General features: G+C 46.9%; 2 protein-coding genes. Both read right to left on the minus strand.

Annotated elements, in window-relative coordinates; translation table 11 throughout:
- The coding region (locus tag QMG93_RS34955) for a hypothetical protein (protein WP_281944510.1) at positions 1-263 on the minus strand (263 nt) is incomplete at its 3' end.
- A gap of 5 nt (positions 264-268) precedes the next feature.
- Positions 269-708, minus strand: a 440-nt coding sequence (locus QMG93_RS34960) for a helix-turn-helix domain-containing protein (RefSeq protein WP_281944511.1), incomplete at its 5' end; no start/stop codon positions are given.

A 708-nucleotide genomic window follows, 5' to 3' on the forward strand; every position in this document is an offset into this window, starting at 1 on the left:
GAGAAATTATCGAGGATGATGTAGAGCTTTTCAGAACGATGGAAACGACGGCGAAGCACGTTGAAAAAACGCAGAATATCCGCGTGTTTCTTCGTTTTCGATGCATGGCCATATAATTTGTTCGTTTTTAAATCGAGCGCAGCAAGCAAATGGCGAACGCCATGAGGTCGGGTATATGTGGCACGTAAACGGTTGGGACGGCGTTGTTGAAACCAGCCTTTTCCACGGTATGGTTGCAGTGAAAGGGGTCCGAATTCGTCCACACAAATCACGCGCCCGTCGGTTGGAGGCGCTTCGTAAAGCGATTCGATTCGTTTTTTTTAACTTCAAATTCAGGGTCCGTGGATTCCTTCCAGGTCTTTGTATGCTGGTACGTAATTTGGGCTTCGTCAAGAATGACCCGTACCGTTTCAATGGAAATCGACGGAACAATGCCTCGTTCTTCAGCAGCTTCTTTCAATTTCGAAAGCGACCAATTGGTGAACGGATACCCAATGGTATGCGGTGGGATCTGCGCCAAATCGATAATCGCTTCTCGTTGTTCTGCTGTAAAAGTCGGGGGACGGCCCCCGCCATAGTTAGGTTTTAGGGAATCCATGCCTTCTGTGTTAAAACGATGTATTGTTTTACGGATATGTTCACCAGAAATATGATACAGACTGCTGATCTCAGGCACCTTCATTTTCTGGGCAGAGGCAAGAATCAGTA

This window comes from Paenibacillus tyrphae (assembly GCF_027925525.1).
GTDB classification, from domain to species: Bacteria; Bacillota; Bacilli; order Paenibacillales; family NBRC-103111; genus Paenibacillus_G; species Paenibacillus_G tyrfis_B.